The following is a 13,569-nucleotide window of genomic DNA, read 5'->3' as shown; positions in this document are numbered from 1 at the left end:
CATCGCGCCATGCTACGTCATGGCACGTGCCGACCCTCGCAGACTTCAGCTATCGACAGGACATCATGGAAAGACAGTATTCCTTAGCCCACCTCACGGTATTGCATCTCGCCCCCGCGGATGCGATACGCGTTGCCGCCCGCACCGGCTACGACTGCGTCGGCCTGCGCCTGATTCCCGCGCTGCCCGGCGCCCCGGCCTACCCATTGATGAACGATCGCGACATGTTGCGCGAGACGCTCGCCTCCATGCGCGACACCGGCGTGCAGGTATTCGACGTCGAGATCGTGTGGCTGTACGGAACGTTTTCGGTCGACCACTACAGCAGCTTTCTGGAAACGGCGGCCGAACTCGGCGCCCGCAGCATTCTCGTCGGTGGCGGCGATCCCGACGAGCAGCGCCTCGCCGATTCCTATGCGAGGTTCTGCGAGGCGGCGAGGCCGTTCGGGCTCAATGCCGATCTGGAATTCATGCCCTGGTCGACGGTCCGCAATGCCGCCGACGCGCAGCGCATCGTCAAGCTCGCGGGCCGGCCGGCCAATGCGGGCATCCTGATCGACGCGGTGCACTTCGAACGCTCCAATACGTCGCTCGACGACCTGCGGGCGCTACCCGGCGATCTGCTGCACTATCTCCAGCTATGCGATTGCCCGGCCGGCATTCCGCCGACGATGGACAGCGTGATCCATACCGCGCGTCACGAACGTTTGCTGCCGGGCGAAGGGGGCATCGACCTGAAGGCGTTGTTGTCGAGCACGCCCGCCGGCCTGCCGGTCTCCATCGAACTGCCCAATGACTTTCGCATCCCCGCGCTCGGCTACGAGGAATGGGCACGACGCGCGCTCGTTGCGGCGAAGAACCTGTAACGAACCGCCCGATAACGGGCCGACGTTTTCGCGCGGTGATGCGGACGGCCACCGCGCGCCGTGCCGAAGCCTGACCGAAAACAGACATAGCATGACGCCGTCGTGACACCGTCCTGTGCACCGGCCGCGCGAATAATCATAATGAAATGACTTCGGCGCAGAATGAAGTTTGCCGAAGTCCGTGCGGACGAAATCATGCCGGGCGCCATCTCCGTGGCCCATGTGCGGCCCATGCATGGCGCGGGCGCGATTCAGCGCTCACTTCACGGCGAATTTTTTAAGCATCCTCTGAGCAAAAATCGGCTGTGCGCGCTCTGCACGCCGAGCCAGCTTCTGGCAATCTTTCACTAGCAGCCGGTCGTCGCGCGTGACGCGGCGCCGGGCATTTCGCCGTCAATGCCGGTTCACCCACAGACCAGGCAGGCGCGGTTTGTCATCCTGTCGATTCAGGCGTCCGAAGGAGTTCGCCATGTCGGTCTATGTCGATGAAGGGTTCCGGCCCTGTGTCACGGAATGCGCGACAGTCGCGTTCCGCGTGTGTTGCGACGATCGCGCGCAGATTTTCGAGGTCAGCGCCGATGCGCTCGTGAAGTTCTGCGGCGCGGCGAGCCGGCGCAAGCAGGACCTGCTCGTCGCATTCGAGGATGCGCAGCAGGAAATTCTTTCGGTTGCCGCGCAGAGATGGAAGTTCGTGCCGACCGAATCGGTACGGCTCGATCTCGACGAATTCCGTTTGGTCAGACATTAGGCACAGTGTCACCGCACGCAGCGGCCCGCGCGAAAGCGAAGCGCGCGGCGCCGCTTCTTACACTCGCCTTGCTTTAAGCGTTTCTCCCAGGTGCGCGCTTACTGCTGCACGTCGAGCACCAGAAGCTGCGCGCCATCGTCCACCTGATCGCCGACCGCATACAGCACTTCGGCGACCGTGCCGGCCGCCGGTGCACCGATCGTGTGCTCCATCTTCATCGCTTCCATCACGATCAGCGGCGCGCCCTTCTCGACCACCGCTCCCGCCTCGACCAGCACCGCGATCACCTTGCCCGGCATCGGCGCGGTCAGACGTCCTTCGCCGCCTTCGGCGTCGGCGGCATGCGCGAGCAGGTTCTGCCATTCGAACGCAAGCGCCTCGCCATAACAGAACACATGGAACGTGTCGCCGTCGACGAACACGCGGCCCGTCACGCGCGCGTCGCCAAGCGTCGCGCGGAATTCGTGCGCGCCCGCACCAGCCGACCACGTGAAGCTTTCGCGCACGCCGTCGTGTTCGAGCGTTTGCGTGCCGCCGTCGCGCGCGAACCCGACCGTGAACGCCTCGCTGCCTGCGTGCTGGCCGCCGTCGTCGAGCGCGCGCCAGCCGAGCGTCTGCGTATAGCCGCTATTGAGCCGCCAATGCGACAGCGCATCCCACGGCGACGCACCGTGCGCGATGCCGCCCTCGCGCGTGAGCAGCGCCGCGCAGGCGAGCGCGAGTGCTTCCCTGAAGGGCTTTTTTACCGGCGCGAACAGCGCATCGTGATGACGCTCGATCAAACCCGTGTCGAGATCGCCGTTCGCGAACGGCTCGCTCGCGACGATGCGCTGCAAGAACTCGACGTTCGTATGCGGCCCGACGACCTCGCACGCATGCAACGCACGCGCGAGACGCGCCAATGCTTCCTCACGCGTCGCGCCGTGCACGATCAGCTTCGCGATCATCGGATCGTAGAACGGCGTGATCGTATCGCCCTCGCGCACGCCGCTGTCGATGCGCACCGGCGCCTTGCGGCCAGGCTCGCCGAGACCGGCCGCGTCGATCGCGAACTCGACGCCCTCGGGCATGCGCAGATGCCTGAGCGTGCCCGTGGACGGCAGGAAGCCGCGCGCCGGATGCTCGGCATAGATGCGCGCTTCGATCGCGTGGCCGTCGAGCTTCAGTTGCGGCTGCGCGAGCGGCAGCGCCTCGCCCGCGGCCACGCGCAATTGCCATTCGACGAGGTCCTGCCCCGTCACCATCTCCGTGACCGGATGCTCGACCTGCAGGCGCGTGTTCATCTCCATGAAATAGAACTCGCCGCTGCCGGTCATGATGAATTCGACCGTGCCCGCGCCGACGTAGTCGACCGCGCGCGCGGCGGCCACGGCCGCTTCGCCCATTGCGCGTTTGATGTCGGCGGCAAGACCCGGTGCCGGCGCTTCCTCGAGCACCTTCTGATGACGCCGCTGCACCGAGCAGTCGCGATCGAACAGATAGACCGCGCCGCCGTGCCGGTCCACGAACACCTGCACTTCGACGTGACGCGGCCGCGTCAGATACTTTTCGATCAGCACGCGGTCGTTGCCGAAACTGCTCGCCGCCTCGCGCTTGCACGACAGCAATGCGGCCGCGAAATCCGCGCTGCGCTCGACCACGCGCATGCCCTTGCCGCCGCCGCCCGCGCTCGCCTTCAACAGCACCGGATAGCCGATCGCATCCGCTTCGCGCTGCAAAAGGCGCGGGTCCTGATCCTCGCCGTGATAGCCGGGCACGAGCGGCACCGCGGCCGCGTGCATCAGCGCTTTCGCGGCGGCCTTCGAACCCATCGCGGCAATCGCCCCGACCGGCGGCCCGATGAAGACGATGCCGGCCGCTTCGCAGGCATGCGCGAAATCTTCGTTCTCCGACAAAAAACCGTAGCCCGGATGCACGGCCTGCGCGCCGGTCGCGCGCACGGCCTCGATGATGCGCTCGATGCGCAGATAGCTTTGCGCCGCCGTCGAGCCGCCGATATGCACCGCTTCGTCGCAGGCGGCGACGTGTTTCGCGTTGGCGTCCGCGTCGGAATAGACGGCCACGCTCGCGATGCCGAGCCGCTTGCAGGTCGCGGCGACGCGGCAGGCAATCTCGCCCCGGTTGGCAATCAGGATCTTGTTGAACATGAGTGTCTCGATGAAGTGTGCGGTTCGGCGCCGGGTTGCGGTGTCAGCCGCGCCAGGACGGCGCGCGCTTGTCGAGGAACGACGCGATGCCTTCGCGGCCTTCCGCGCCGGCGCGTGTGCGCGCGATGCGCGCGGCGGTGTCTTCGATCAGCGCGTCGTTCAGTTCGCGGCCCGCGACGTCCTGCACGAGCCGCTTGCAGGCTTGCACCGCTTGCGGTCCGTTCGCGCACAGCGTTTGCGCGAGTTGCGCGACGCTCGCGTCGAGTTGCGCCGCGCTCACCGCTTCGCTGACCAGACCGAGACGCCACGCGGTCGCGCAGTCGAACGCTTCGGCCGTGACGAAATAGCGCCGCGCCGCCTGCTCGCCGAGCGCGCGAATCACGTAGGGCGCGATCGTGGCCGGAATCAGGCCGAGCCGCGCTTCGGAGAGGCAGAAATGCGCGCTGTCCACCGCGACGACGATATCGCAGGCCGAGATCAGGCCCATGCCGCCCGCGTAGGCGTCGCCCTGCACGCGCGCGATCACCGGCTTGTTGCAGCGGTACACGGCCGCCAGCATGTTCGCGAGCCGCATCGCATCGGCGCGGTTCTCGTCGTCCGAATAGCCGGCCATCTGCTTCATCCAGTTCAGGTCGGCGCCCGCGCAGAACGCCTTGCCGTTCGCGGCCAGCACGACCGCCCGCACGTCGTCGCGCGCATCGAGTGCGGTGAATGCCGAGGTCAGTTCGGCGATCATCGTTTCGTTGAACGCGTTGCGCACGTCCGGGCGATTCAGCGTGAGCGTCGCAACCTGGCCGACCACTTCGAACTTCAGCGTTTCGTATTGCATGCGTTGTGCTCCTTTACCGGGCTTTCCCGCACCATCGCGTCGTGGCGCGCCATCACATTCTGAACACGCCGAAGCGCGTGTCTTCGATCGGCGCGTTCATCGCGGCCGAGAGGCCGAGACCGAGCACGTCGCGCGTTTGCGCCGGATCGATCACGCCGTCGTCCCACAGACGCGCGCTTGCATAGTACGGGTGCCCCTGATGCTCGTATTGCTCGCGAATCGGCTGCTTGAACGCCTCTTCCTCTTCGGCGCTCCATGCGCCGCCCCGGCTCTCGATGCCGTCGCGCTTGACCGTGGCCAGCACCGACGCGGCCTGCTCGCCGCCCATCACCGAGATGCGCGCGTTCGGCCACATCCACAGGAAACGCGGCGAATACGCGCGGCCGCACATGCCGTAGTTGCCCGCGCCGAACGAGCCGCCGATGATGACCGTGAACTTCGGCACCTTCGCCGTCGCCACGGCCGTCACCATCTTCGCGCCGTTTCTCGCGATGCCTTCGTTTTCGTATTTGCGCCCGACCATGAAGCCCGTGATGTTCTGCAGAAACACGAGCGGAATCTTGCGCTGGCAGCACAGCTCGATGAAGTGCGTGCCCTTGAGCGCCGACTCCGAAAACAGGATGCCGTTGTTCGCGACGATGCCGACCGGATGTCCCCAGATATGCGCGAAACCGCACACAAGCGTCGTGCCGTAGCGGGCCTTGAATTCGTCGAAGGCCGAGTCGTCGACGATGCGCGCAATTACCTCGCGGATATCGAAAGGCTTTCTCGTATCGACCGGAATCACGCCGTAGATACTCTTCACGTCATGGCGCGGCGGCTTCGGCTCCTGCAACACGAGCGGCACCGGCTTCACGCGATTCAGATTGCCGACGATGCTGCGCGCGATCGCGAGCGCATGCGCGTCGTTCTGCGCGAGATGATCGACGACACCCGAAAGACGCGTATGCACGTCGCCGCCGCCGAGGTCCTCGGCGCTGACCACTTCGCCGGTCGCCGCCTTCACGAGCGGCGGGCCGCCGAGAAAAATCGTCCCCTGGTTCTTCACGATGATCGACTCGTCGCTCATCGCCGGCACGTAGGCGCCGCCCGCCGTGCACGAACCCATCACGACCGCGATCTGCGGAATGCCGGCCGCCGACAGATTCGCCTGGTTGTAGAAGATGCGGCCGAAGTGGTCGCGATCGGGGAACACGTCGTCCTGATTCGGCAGATTCGCGCCGCCCGAATCGACCAGATACACGCACGGCAAGCGGTTCTCGCTGGCGATTTCCTGCGCGCGTACATGCTTCTTGACGGTGACCGGATAGTAGGTGCCGCCCTTGACCGTCGCGTCGTTGCAGACGATCACGCACTCCTGCCCGGCAACGCGGCCAATCCCGGTGATGACGCCCGCGCCCGGCGCGTCGTCGTTGTACATGCCGTAGGCGGCCAGTTGCGAGAATTCGAGGAACGGCGTACCCGGGTCGAGCAGCTGCGCAATGCGCTCGCGCGGCAGCAGCTTGCCGCGGCTCGTGTGCTTGTCGCGCGCGGCCTGGCCGCCGCCCTGCGCCAGCAGTTCGACCTTCGCGCGCAGATCGGCGACGAGCGCTTCGAGCGCCGCCGCGTTCGCGCGAAAGTCGTCGGAACGCGGGTTCAGCTTGGATTCGATGATCGGCATGAAGTGACTCCAGGTTGCCGCTTTTTATGGGCCGACTTTAGGGCCGACTATAGGCCGACTTTATGGGCCAACAAGCACGCCACAACGCACGACGCCATGACGCCGCAACGCATGCGCACTTGCGTCACAAAGTCTCGGCAAACAGCTCGCGCCCGATCAGCATGCGACGAATCTCGCTCGTGCCCGCGCCGATTTCATAGAGCTTCGCATCGCGCCACAAACGCCCGACCGGATACTCATTGATATAGCCATTGCCGCCGAGAATCTGGATCGCCTCGCCGGCCATCCACGTCGCTTTTTCGGCGGTATAGAGAATCACGCCCGCGCAGTCCTTGCGCACCTGGCGCACGTGCTCGCTACCGAGCGTGTCGAGCTGGCGCCCCACGGCGTACAGATACGCGCGACAGGCCTGCAGCGTCGTATAGAGATCGGCGACCTTGCCCTGGATCAGCTGGAATTCGCCGATCGACTGGCCGAACTGCCTGCGGTCGTGGATATACGGCACGACCGCGTCCATCACCGCGACCATGATGCCGGTCGGGCCGCCCGCGAGCACCGCACGTTCGTAGTCGAGGCCGCTCATCAGCACTTTCACGCCACCGTTGAGCTGGCCGAGAATGTTTTCTTCCGGCACCTCGACGTCCTGAAACACGAGTTCGCCCGTATGCGAGCCGCGCATGCCGAGCTTGTCGAGCTTCTGCGCGACCGAGAAACCCTGCATGCCCTTCTCGACGATAAACGCGGTAATGCCGCGCGAATTCGCCTCGGGATCGGTCTTCGCATAGACCACCAGCGTGTCGCAATCGGGACCGTTCGTGATCCACATCTTGGTGCCGTTGAGCACATAGCGATCGCCCTTCTTCTCGGCGCGCAGCTTCATGCTGACGACGTCCGAGCCCGCGTTCGGCTCGCTCATCGCGAGCGCGCCGACGTGTTCGCCCGAGACGAGCTTCGGCAGATACTGGCGCTTCTGCGCGTCCGTGCCGTTGCGATGAATCTGGTTCACGCACAGATTCGAATGCGCACCGTAAGAAAGACCCACCGAGGCCGACGCGCGCGAAATCTCCTCCATCGCGACCATATGCGCGGTATAGCCCATGTTCGCGCCGCCGTATTCCTCGGCGACGGTCATGCCGAGCACGCCGAGGTCGCCGAACTTGCGCCACAGGTCCATCGGGAACTGATCGGTGCGATCGATCTCCCCCGCGCGCGGCGCGATTTCTTTGGCGGCGAACGAGGCGATGCTGTCACGCAGCATTTCGATTTCTTCGCCGAGCGGGAACTGCAAACCGGGCAGATTGCGCATTGCGGTATCTCCTGAGTTCATTGGCGGCCGGGCGCGGCTCGCGCTGTGCACGCCCAAACCACGCGCATCGCACGCCCAAACGTGTCAACGCGCATTTCACGCCAGATTGACGTATGCGTCAATAGGTATTTTTGAGCGTGACTCAGAAATTTACGAACCGGCATCGGGCGCCAATTAGGTGCTAGTATCGCGACGATCAGACATCGAAATCTGTATTTCCTGCGCTAACCGGCTCCACAAATCTGAATCCGACTCACATGACCGCTGCCGTTAAGACCGGACTCCCCGTCTCGCGCCGCGAACCGGCCGGGCGCAAGTCGCAACAGCGCGTGAAGGAAATTCTCCAGGCCGGGCGCGACGTGTTCGCCGCCAAAGGCTACGAGCACGCGACGACCGCCGAAATCGCGCAGCGCCTCGGCATTTCCGAGGCAACCGTGTTCAGCTATTTTCGCGGCAAGCGCGAACTCTGCGCGCGCGTGATCGGCGACTGGTACGACGAGATCATCGAGGCGATCGAAGCCGGCTTGCCGCGCGACGGCAGCGTGCGCCAGCAGTTCGCGTTCATCGTGCGCATGCATGTGCGGCTGATGCTCGTGAACGGCACGGACCTGTGCGCGCTCGTGCTGTCCGAAGGCCGCGCGCGTCATCACGAGTTGAGCGAAGCGCTGACCGAATTGCAGCGCCGCTACACCGCGCCGCTGATGCGCGTGCTCGCCGAGGGCCAGCAAAGCGGACAGATTCGCGCGGACATGCCGCTGCGCCTGCTGCGCTCGATGGTGTTCGGCCCGATGGAGCACGTGCTATGGGATGCGACGCTGACGAACCGGCAGATCGATATCGATGCGACCGCGGATCAGTTGATCGACGTGCTATGGGCCGCGCTCACGCCGCCCGATCTCGCGCTGAGCGCGTTGCAGCGCTTTCGCGCGGAAGTGGCCGAAGCGAACCGGCGTTTCGAGGAGACCACCAGGATGGCCGAAACGGCGCAAGAGGTCACGCAAAAGACAACGCAGGAAGCAGGCAGAAAAGCAGGCAGAAAAACGGCAAAAAAAACGGCGAACCCGAATCGTTGACGACACCGCGCATCTTGCGCCTCGAACGTCTTCAAAATTTCTACTTACGAATCGTCTTCCCTATGTCAATCCGTCTTTCGCCACTGTGCCCTTCATGCGAGGATCAGGCCCATGCCCGGACCCGTCACCACGACCCACTACGATCATGCACTCGAAGAGCAAGGCATGCGCAAGCAAGGCATGCTCGGACGAGGCGGCAACATGGGGAACGCGCTTTTTTCGATCGACTATGATTGCCTGCCCCCCGAAGCCCGCCGCACGATCGACCTGATCATTTCGGATGGGCCCTTTCCTTATCCGGGGAAAGACGGCTCGTCGTTCGGCAACCGCTTCGGCGATCTCCCCAACGGCAAGTATCTCGAGTACACGGTCGCCACGCCGGGTGTGCGCAATCGCGGCGCGCGGCGCATCGTCGCCCGTGCAACCAATGGCATGCTGTTCTTTACCGCCTGCCATTACGAACGCGTCAGCGCGCGAGGCGGCACCGCGACCGAACGGGCCCAGGCGCAAATCGACGCGACGCAGGCGCTGGACCCGGAATGGCGCAACGGCTTCTACATCATCACCGGCATGACTCTCACGCTGCGCGATGAGGTCACCAAGGCGGTCAAGCGCCAGAACGGTGCCACATAATAAGCGGCGAAACATGAGCTGCGAAACATGAGCGGTGCCGCGTAGCGTGGCCGCCGAACCCGGCGGCCCGCACGCAAAAAACGCTCACGCAAGGATGAAAAACGAGACGGTCTTCCCGCCTAGCCGAACATCGGCGGCGGGCGGACGATAATGACCTTGTCCGACTTGCCCAGTTGCAGATAATGCGGCCCGCGATCCTTGTTGCGGCCGTTCCAGATGCGCTCTGAAATTTTCGGGCCGTAGTGTCCTTCGCCGTCATCGGCGCCATTCGACTCCGCCGTATAAAGAATGCCCTGTTGGCAATCGACGTCGTAGATCAGCGCGATGTGCCCCGGCGACCGTGTCTCCACCTGCGCATCGTTCATCCATAGAATCATGTCGCTCGGCTGCACGTCGTCGAGTTCCCAGATCAGCGGGCTCTCGCCCGGCGGCCGATGGTTATGCTTGGCCTTGTTGATAAAGGTAAAGCAACTCGCGCCGCCGCTATATCGCTCGATATCCATGATCCCGAGCGCATCGTAAAAGGCCACGACGAAGCCCGTGCAATCCACGCCGAGATTCCGGTCGGCCCATGCCTGGATATTCTCGGGCTGGACCGTGCCCGAGTCGACCGCGAGCGTCAGAATATGCTCGCAGTCGTCCGGCGAAACCTTGCCGCAATTGGCCCGCGCAAATGCGCTGTCCTTCGGCCCGAGATGCTTCTTGAGCGCCGCCGTTCGCACCGCCGCGCGCGCCTGCGCTTTCGGGCTCGAATAGTCCGCGCCGATCATGTACTTGTTCAACGACACGCTCGTCGGCCATTCGCTGCTGCCGGCCTGGAGGTTCATGTATCGATCGACGAAATCGTCGGCGGTAAAAGTGTCGCTTGCCATGTGCTGTACTCCATAACAATCGTCGCGAGAGGTCCGGCCTTGCGGATCGCACCGCTCGCGCGCTCCGCGCGCCGACGGCGTGTTGCTACTCTCCCGTGCCGCTTCTGCTCCCCCGCTTTTGCTTCCCCGTTTTTTACTCCCCCGCTTTTACCCTCTTACTCGCCCCCTTGCGCCACCCGCTCCTGCAAGCGCCGCCGCACCTTGCCGACGTCGATGCCATCCGGCCCCGGCGTATCGACGATCGGCATATAAGCCGCGGGGGTATGCAGCAAATACGCCTGCATCTCGTCGATCACGATGCGGTCGCTCGGATCGTAGCCGAGGTTCGCCAGTTGCCGGGTCAACTCCGCGCGTTCCTCGTAGCTCAATTCCCGCCACCAGAACGAACGGCATGCGTGCGCGTAGGCATTATTCGAGAAGTACTGCCAATGCCCCAGTTCGTGACTGAGGATTGCCGCCCTGACCGCGGCGTTGATCGTCTCGCCGCCCGGTGCGGGACCGAGCCCCGGAATCGTGATCAGAAAATCGCGCGGACTCGCCGCTTTCCAGACGCCCTGCTCCTCGCGGATCAAACGCCATCGCACCAGAATCGCCTGCAAGGTACGCTCGCCCTGATTCAGCACCACGCCCTGCTCGCGCGCGAGTTCGAAAAAATGCGTCAGCTCGACGGTGCTGAAGTTGTTGCCCGCCGTCAGTCCCGCCGGATCGGTGCCGAAGCGCCGAGCGTGAGCCACCAGCGCCGCCGCCGACACCACGCGGTCGCGCGGCATGTCGCGCCTCTCGAGCAGGGCCACCACGCGCGAAAACATGGCGCCCTGCTGCGCGAGGCTGGCGGCCTGCATCACATGGAGTCCAGGCTGATCCGTCACGGTGAACAATTGCAGACGCGCGTCGGACACCAGCGCGGCTTCGAGCTGGCCCAGCGGCAGACGGATGGCCCCGGTGTCGCCGTCGACGGCGAGCGCGGGCCATGAGTGCGCGCCCGCTGCGCCCGATCCGCTCGATGCACCCGACTCGCCTGATCCGTCCGGGCCATCGGCGGCACGCGCCGGCGCGTGCATGTCCACGGCAAGCGCGAACGCGGCGAACGTCACGAACAGCAGCGCCGCCCGTCTCGCGAGGGCGCAATACCCGCGATAGCGCGTCATCGGCGGCCTCCCGACAGTGTCTAATCCGTGACCGTGACGATCGTCACGCGGCGGTTCTCGGGCGCCGTCGGATTGCGCCGGTTCAGCGGATCGGCGGAGCCCTTGCCGACCGACGACAGCCGCTCGGAGGCGATGCCGTCTTTCTGCGTCAGGTATTCGACCACCGCGGCGGCACGGTCTTCCGAGAGCTTCATATTGGCATCGGCCGAACCGCGCGGATCGGCATGCCCTTCGACGCGAAACCGGTAGGCCGCGAGCTTCTCGGACTGCAAGGCACCGGCGACCTTGTCGAGCGCGGCCTTCGCGCTATCGGTGAGCGTGGCCGAATTGGTGGCGAACGTGATGAGGATTTGCGCGGAAGGCGTTTTCGCCGGCGCGGGCCGCGGCGCGCCTGCGGGCGGCTTGTTCGACAGCACGAAGCCGCGCGTCACGATGTTGTCGTCGGGCCCGCCGGACTGCGCGGGTTCGAGCGCCCGCGTGACCGACTGTTCGTTGATGTCCTGCTCTTTCATCACCGGTTCGGCGGCTCGCGCGGCCGCGCACAGCGAGGACAAGGCGCACAGCGCGGCAACCAGAACCGCGCCTCGCGCGCGGGTTCCGGAAGCAGAATGTGTCAGGCGTGACATACGGAAATCTCCGCGGAATTGACCGGCCATCGGACCGCGAGGCCGCCAGCGCCTCGTCGCGGACCGTCGGCGAACATGGACGGACCCCGTTGCGGGGCAGCTTCATCCTTCAAAGACGAATGACGGGAAGCCAATTTGAAACCCGTCACCTTATACGTTACTCATCCGTCATCCATCCGGTACCCATTCGACGCGGCGATGCCATCGCTACGCACCCGCGTGCGCAATCAATGCGGTCACCGCGTCCCATTCATCCCTGCCGGCGTCGAGCAGACTCGCGAACTGCGCGCCGCTCGTCGCGCCCGCGCACAGTCGCGCGGACGGCGCCACGGCCGGCGATCCGTCGCTCCACCAGAGGCTCCGTCCCGCGGCGACGGTTTCGACCAGCAGCGCGGCGAAGCCGTCGGATGCATCGGGTATGGCCAGCCGCCATGGCATCGCTTCGCGCCCCTCGTTGCACCAGCGCTCGGCGCGCACCGCCACGTCGAAACCATCGAGCGTGAACTCCGGCGCGAGGGTCGACAGGGCCAATGCCACCAGCCGGTCATACCAGGCCTGTGCATCGGCCAGCCGTCGTTCGAGTTCGGCGGCCTCGATGGCCTGCGCGATCGTGAACGGAAAATAGCGCCCCACCCGGTCCACCCCCGGCGTCAGCACGCCCGCCCAGGCATGCGGGCCATACGGGCCCGCCGCCAGCGCGAAACACCACACGGGCGCGTTCAGATACAACGGCAGCCACTGCGCGCCGAAGCGCTCCCGCCCGAGCAGCATGCCGTTCTGCAAGCCCTCGTCCCACGGCATCATGAACTCCGCCGGCAAGCGGCGCGCGACGAAATCGCCATGCGTGCGCACCTTGCCGAAAAAACCGGGCGCGGCCGATGAGTCCTCGCTCATAACCGGTCCAGACAGCGGAACTGCTCGAGCGCGGCGCGGCGGAACGGGTTCACGATACTGCTGGCCGCGAGTTCGAAGGCCGCGCGCCGGCCATCCGATTCGAAGCTCAACCGGAAGCGGTCGGGCTGCGAAGTCGGTTGCAGATGAGCATCGTCCATCAGATGCAGCAGCGCCCACGGTCCGTCGGCCCGCGCCGCCGGCGCGTTGCCCGCCGGCGTGAACTCGACGTGCGCCTGGCCGGTGCCCTTGCCGCTCGGCCACTGGAACACCATCGACTGCGGCGTGTCGGGTTTGACGATCATCTGCTGCCCGTCGATGTCGAGCGTGAACTGCGTGATCGACGGATCGATCGTCAGCGGCTTCACCTCGAAGCGCACCGACACGTCGCGCCCGCCCGCGCGGAAGAACGCATCGCGAATCTGCGCCGCCCGCTGGAACTGGCCGAGCACTTCGACGGGGATGCCGAGCGTCTCGGCGCCGCTGCGCCAGCGCCATTGCGGCCCCGACATATCGACCAGCATCGCCAGGTTCTTCTGGAAGAAATCGTCGATCAAACCGCCCGGGCCGAGCAGGCGGCCGAAATCGTCGGGCGCGGCATCGCGCGTGGACCCGCGCACGAGCGGATAGCGGCCGTCGAGCGCCTGCCGGCACAGCTGCGCCACATTCGCCTGCCACAGCGCGTTGAGCCGCGCGCGCTCGCCGCCCGTCATCAGCGCGTCGGCGCCGGTCGCGACGTTGGCGGCGACCGCCGCCAGCGGCGGCGGCGA

14 protein-coding genes are annotated in these 13,569 nt (G+C 65.4%); 5 read left to right on the top strand and 9 right to left on the bottom strand.

Annotated elements, in window-relative coordinates:
• Positions 1-65: 65 nt before the first annotated feature.
• From G3N58_RS27105 to G3N58_RS27095, 3 genes are all read left to right on the top strand, one after another.
• Positions 66-866: a sugar phosphate isomerase/epimerase gene (locus G3N58_RS27105; protein WP_206000715.1), complete on the top strand. Its 801-nt coding sequence runs from the start codon at positions 66-68 to the stop codon at positions 864-866.
• A gap of 162 nt (positions 867-1,028) precedes the next feature.
• Positions 1,029-1,217: a hypothetical protein gene (locus G3N58_RS27100; protein ID WP_205990335.1), complete on the top strand. Its 189-nt coding sequence runs from the start codon at positions 1,029-1,031 to the stop codon at positions 1,215-1,217.
• A 118-nt stretch (positions 1,218-1,335) separates the two neighbouring features.
• Positions 1,336-1,614, top strand: coding sequence for a DUF1488 family protein (locus G3N58_RS27095; protein ID WP_167039890.1), 279 nt, complete (start codon positions 1,336-1,338; stop codon positions 1,612-1,614).
• A 98-nt stretch (positions 1,615-1,712) separates the two neighbouring features.
• Here G3N58_RS27095 and G3N58_RS27090 read toward each other — a convergent pair whose 3' ends face one another.
• The 4 genes from G3N58_RS27090 to G3N58_RS27075 all read right to left on the bottom strand — a co-directional run bounded on the left by G3N58_RS27090 (position 1,713) and on the right by G3N58_RS27075 (position 7,556).
• A complete protein-coding gene (locus G3N58_RS27090) occupies positions 1,713-3,761 on the bottom strand; it encodes an acetyl/propionyl/methylcrotonyl-CoA carboxylase subunit alpha (RefSeq protein ID WP_206000713.1) in 2,049 nt (682 codons plus the stop codon).
• Between the two features lie 43 nt (positions 3,762-3,804).
• Entirely contained in the window at positions 3,805-4,590 is a 786-nt protein-coding gene (locus G3N58_RS27085) for an enoyl-CoA hydratase/isomerase family protein (RefSeq protein ID WP_206000712.1), read from the bottom strand.
• A 52-nt stretch (positions 4,591-4,642) separates the two neighbouring features.
• A complete protein-coding gene (locus G3N58_RS27080) occupies positions 4,643-6,250 on the bottom strand; it encodes a carboxyl transferase domain-containing protein (protein ID WP_167285542.1) in 1,608 nt (535 codons plus the stop codon).
• Positions 6,251-6,374: 124 nt separating this feature from the next.
• Entirely contained in the window at positions 6,375-7,556 is a 1,182-nt protein-coding gene (locus G3N58_RS27075) for an isovaleryl-CoA dehydrogenase (protein WP_206000710.1), read from the bottom strand.
• A gap of 257 nt (positions 7,557-7,813) precedes the next feature.
• On the opposite strand from G3N58_RS27075, the gene G3N58_RS27070 reads away from it, so the two are divergent.
• The gene (locus tag G3N58_RS27070) at positions 7,814-8,629 is read left to right on the top strand and encodes a TetR/AcrR family transcriptional regulator (protein ID WP_240158829.1); all 816 of its coding nucleotides are present in this window, start codon (positions 7,814-7,816) and stop codon (positions 8,627-8,629) included.
• A 165-nt stretch (positions 8,630-8,794) separates the two neighbouring features.
• On the top strand, positions 8,795-9,262 hold the full coding sequence (locus G3N58_RS27065; protein ID WP_167039883.1) for a ribonuclease domain-containing protein: 468 nt from the start codon (positions 8,795-8,797) through the stop codon (positions 9,260-9,262).
• 119 nt (positions 9,263-9,381) lie between these two features.
• On the opposite strand, the gene G3N58_RS27060 is transcribed toward G3N58_RS27065, so the two are convergent.
• The 5 genes from G3N58_RS27060 to G3N58_RS27040 form a co-directional block, all read right to left on the bottom strand.
• Positions 9,382-10,134: a hypothetical protein gene (locus G3N58_RS27060; RefSeq protein WP_167039881.1), complete on the bottom strand. Its 753-nt coding sequence runs from the start codon at positions 10,132-10,134 to the stop codon at positions 9,382-9,384.
• A 155-nt stretch (positions 10,135-10,289) separates the two neighbouring features.
• Positions 10,290-11,282, bottom strand: a complete 993-nt coding sequence (locus G3N58_RS27055; protein WP_206000708.1) for a hypothetical protein — start codon at positions 11,280-11,282, stop codon at positions 10,290-10,292.
• A 20-nt stretch (positions 11,283-11,302) separates the two neighbouring features.
• Positions 11,303-11,908, bottom strand: a complete 606-nt coding sequence (locus G3N58_RS27050) for an OmpA family protein (protein WP_206000706.1) — start codon at positions 11,906-11,908, stop codon at positions 11,303-11,305.
• Between the two features lie 207 nt (positions 11,909-12,115).
• Complete coding sequence (tagF, locus tag G3N58_RS27045; protein WP_206000704.1) at positions 12,116-12,802, bottom strand: type VI secretion system-associated protein TagF; 687 nt, start codon at positions 12,800-12,802, stop codon at positions 12,116-12,118.
• Positions 12,799-13,569 (bottom strand): type VI secretion IcmF C-terminal domain-containing protein (locus G3N58_RS27040; RefSeq protein ID WP_277396986.1); only part of this gene is annotated, 771 nt, incomplete at its 5' end. The genes G3N58_RS27040 and tagF, both read right to left, overlap by 4 nt.

This window comes from Paraburkholderia sp. Ac-20342, from assembly GCF_017104985.1.
Lineage (GTDB): Bacteria > Pseudomonadota > Gammaproteobacteria > Burkholderiales > Burkholderiaceae > Paraburkholderia.
This window is presented reverse-complemented; position numbering and strand designations above follow the sequence as displayed.

Bases quoted from the DNA above. Each gene is read 5' to 3' on its own strand.
- G3N58_RS27075 (WP_206000710.1), bottom strand. From the start codon at position 7,556: ATGCGCAATCTGCCCGGTTTGCAGTTCCCGCTCGGCGAAGAAATCGAA.
- G3N58_RS27090 (WP_206000713.1), bottom strand. From the start codon at position 3,761: ATGTTCAACAAGATCCTGATTGCCAACCGGGGCGAGATTGCCTGCCGC.
- G3N58_RS27105 (WP_206000715.1), top strand. From the start codon at position 66: ATGGAAAGACAGTATTCCTTAGCCCACCTCACGGTATTGCATCTCGCC.
- G3N58_RS27095 (WP_167039890.1), top strand. From the start codon at position 1,336: ATGTCGGTCTATGTCGATGAAGGGTTCCGGCCCTGTGTCACGGAATGC.
- G3N58_RS27080 (WP_167285542.1), bottom strand. From the start codon at position 6,250: ATGCCGATCATCGAATCCAAGCTGAACCCGCGTTCCGACGACTTTCGC.
- G3N58_RS27065 (WP_167039883.1), top strand. From the start codon at position 8,795: ATGCGCAAGCAAGGCATGCTCGGACGAGGCGGCAACATGGGGAACGCG.
- G3N58_RS27085 (WP_206000712.1), bottom strand. From the start codon at position 4,590: ATGCAATACGAAACGCTGAAGTTCGAAGTGGTCGGCCAGGTTGCGACG.
- G3N58_RS27055 (WP_206000708.1), bottom strand. From the start codon at position 11,282: ATGACGCGCTATCGCGGGTATTGCGCCCTCGCGAGACGGGCGGCGCTG.
- tagF (WP_206000704.1), bottom strand. From the start codon at position 12,802: ATGAGCGAGGACTCATCGGCCGCGCCCGGTTTTTTCGGCAAGGTGCGC.
- G3N58_RS27060 (WP_167039881.1), bottom strand. From the start codon at position 10,134: ATGGCAAGCGACACTTTTACCGCCGACGATTTCGTCGATCGATACATG.
- G3N58_RS27100 (WP_205990335.1), top strand. From the start codon at position 1,029: ATGAAGTTTGCCGAAGTCCGTGCGGACGAAATCATGCCGGGCGCCATC.
- G3N58_RS27050 (WP_206000706.1), bottom strand. From the start codon at position 11,908: ATGTCACGCCTGACACATTCTGCTTCCGGAACCCGCGCGCGAGGCGCG.
- G3N58_RS27070 (WP_240158829.1), top strand. From the start codon at position 7,814: ATGACCGCTGCCGTTAAGACCGGACTCCCCGTCTCGCGCCGCGAACCG.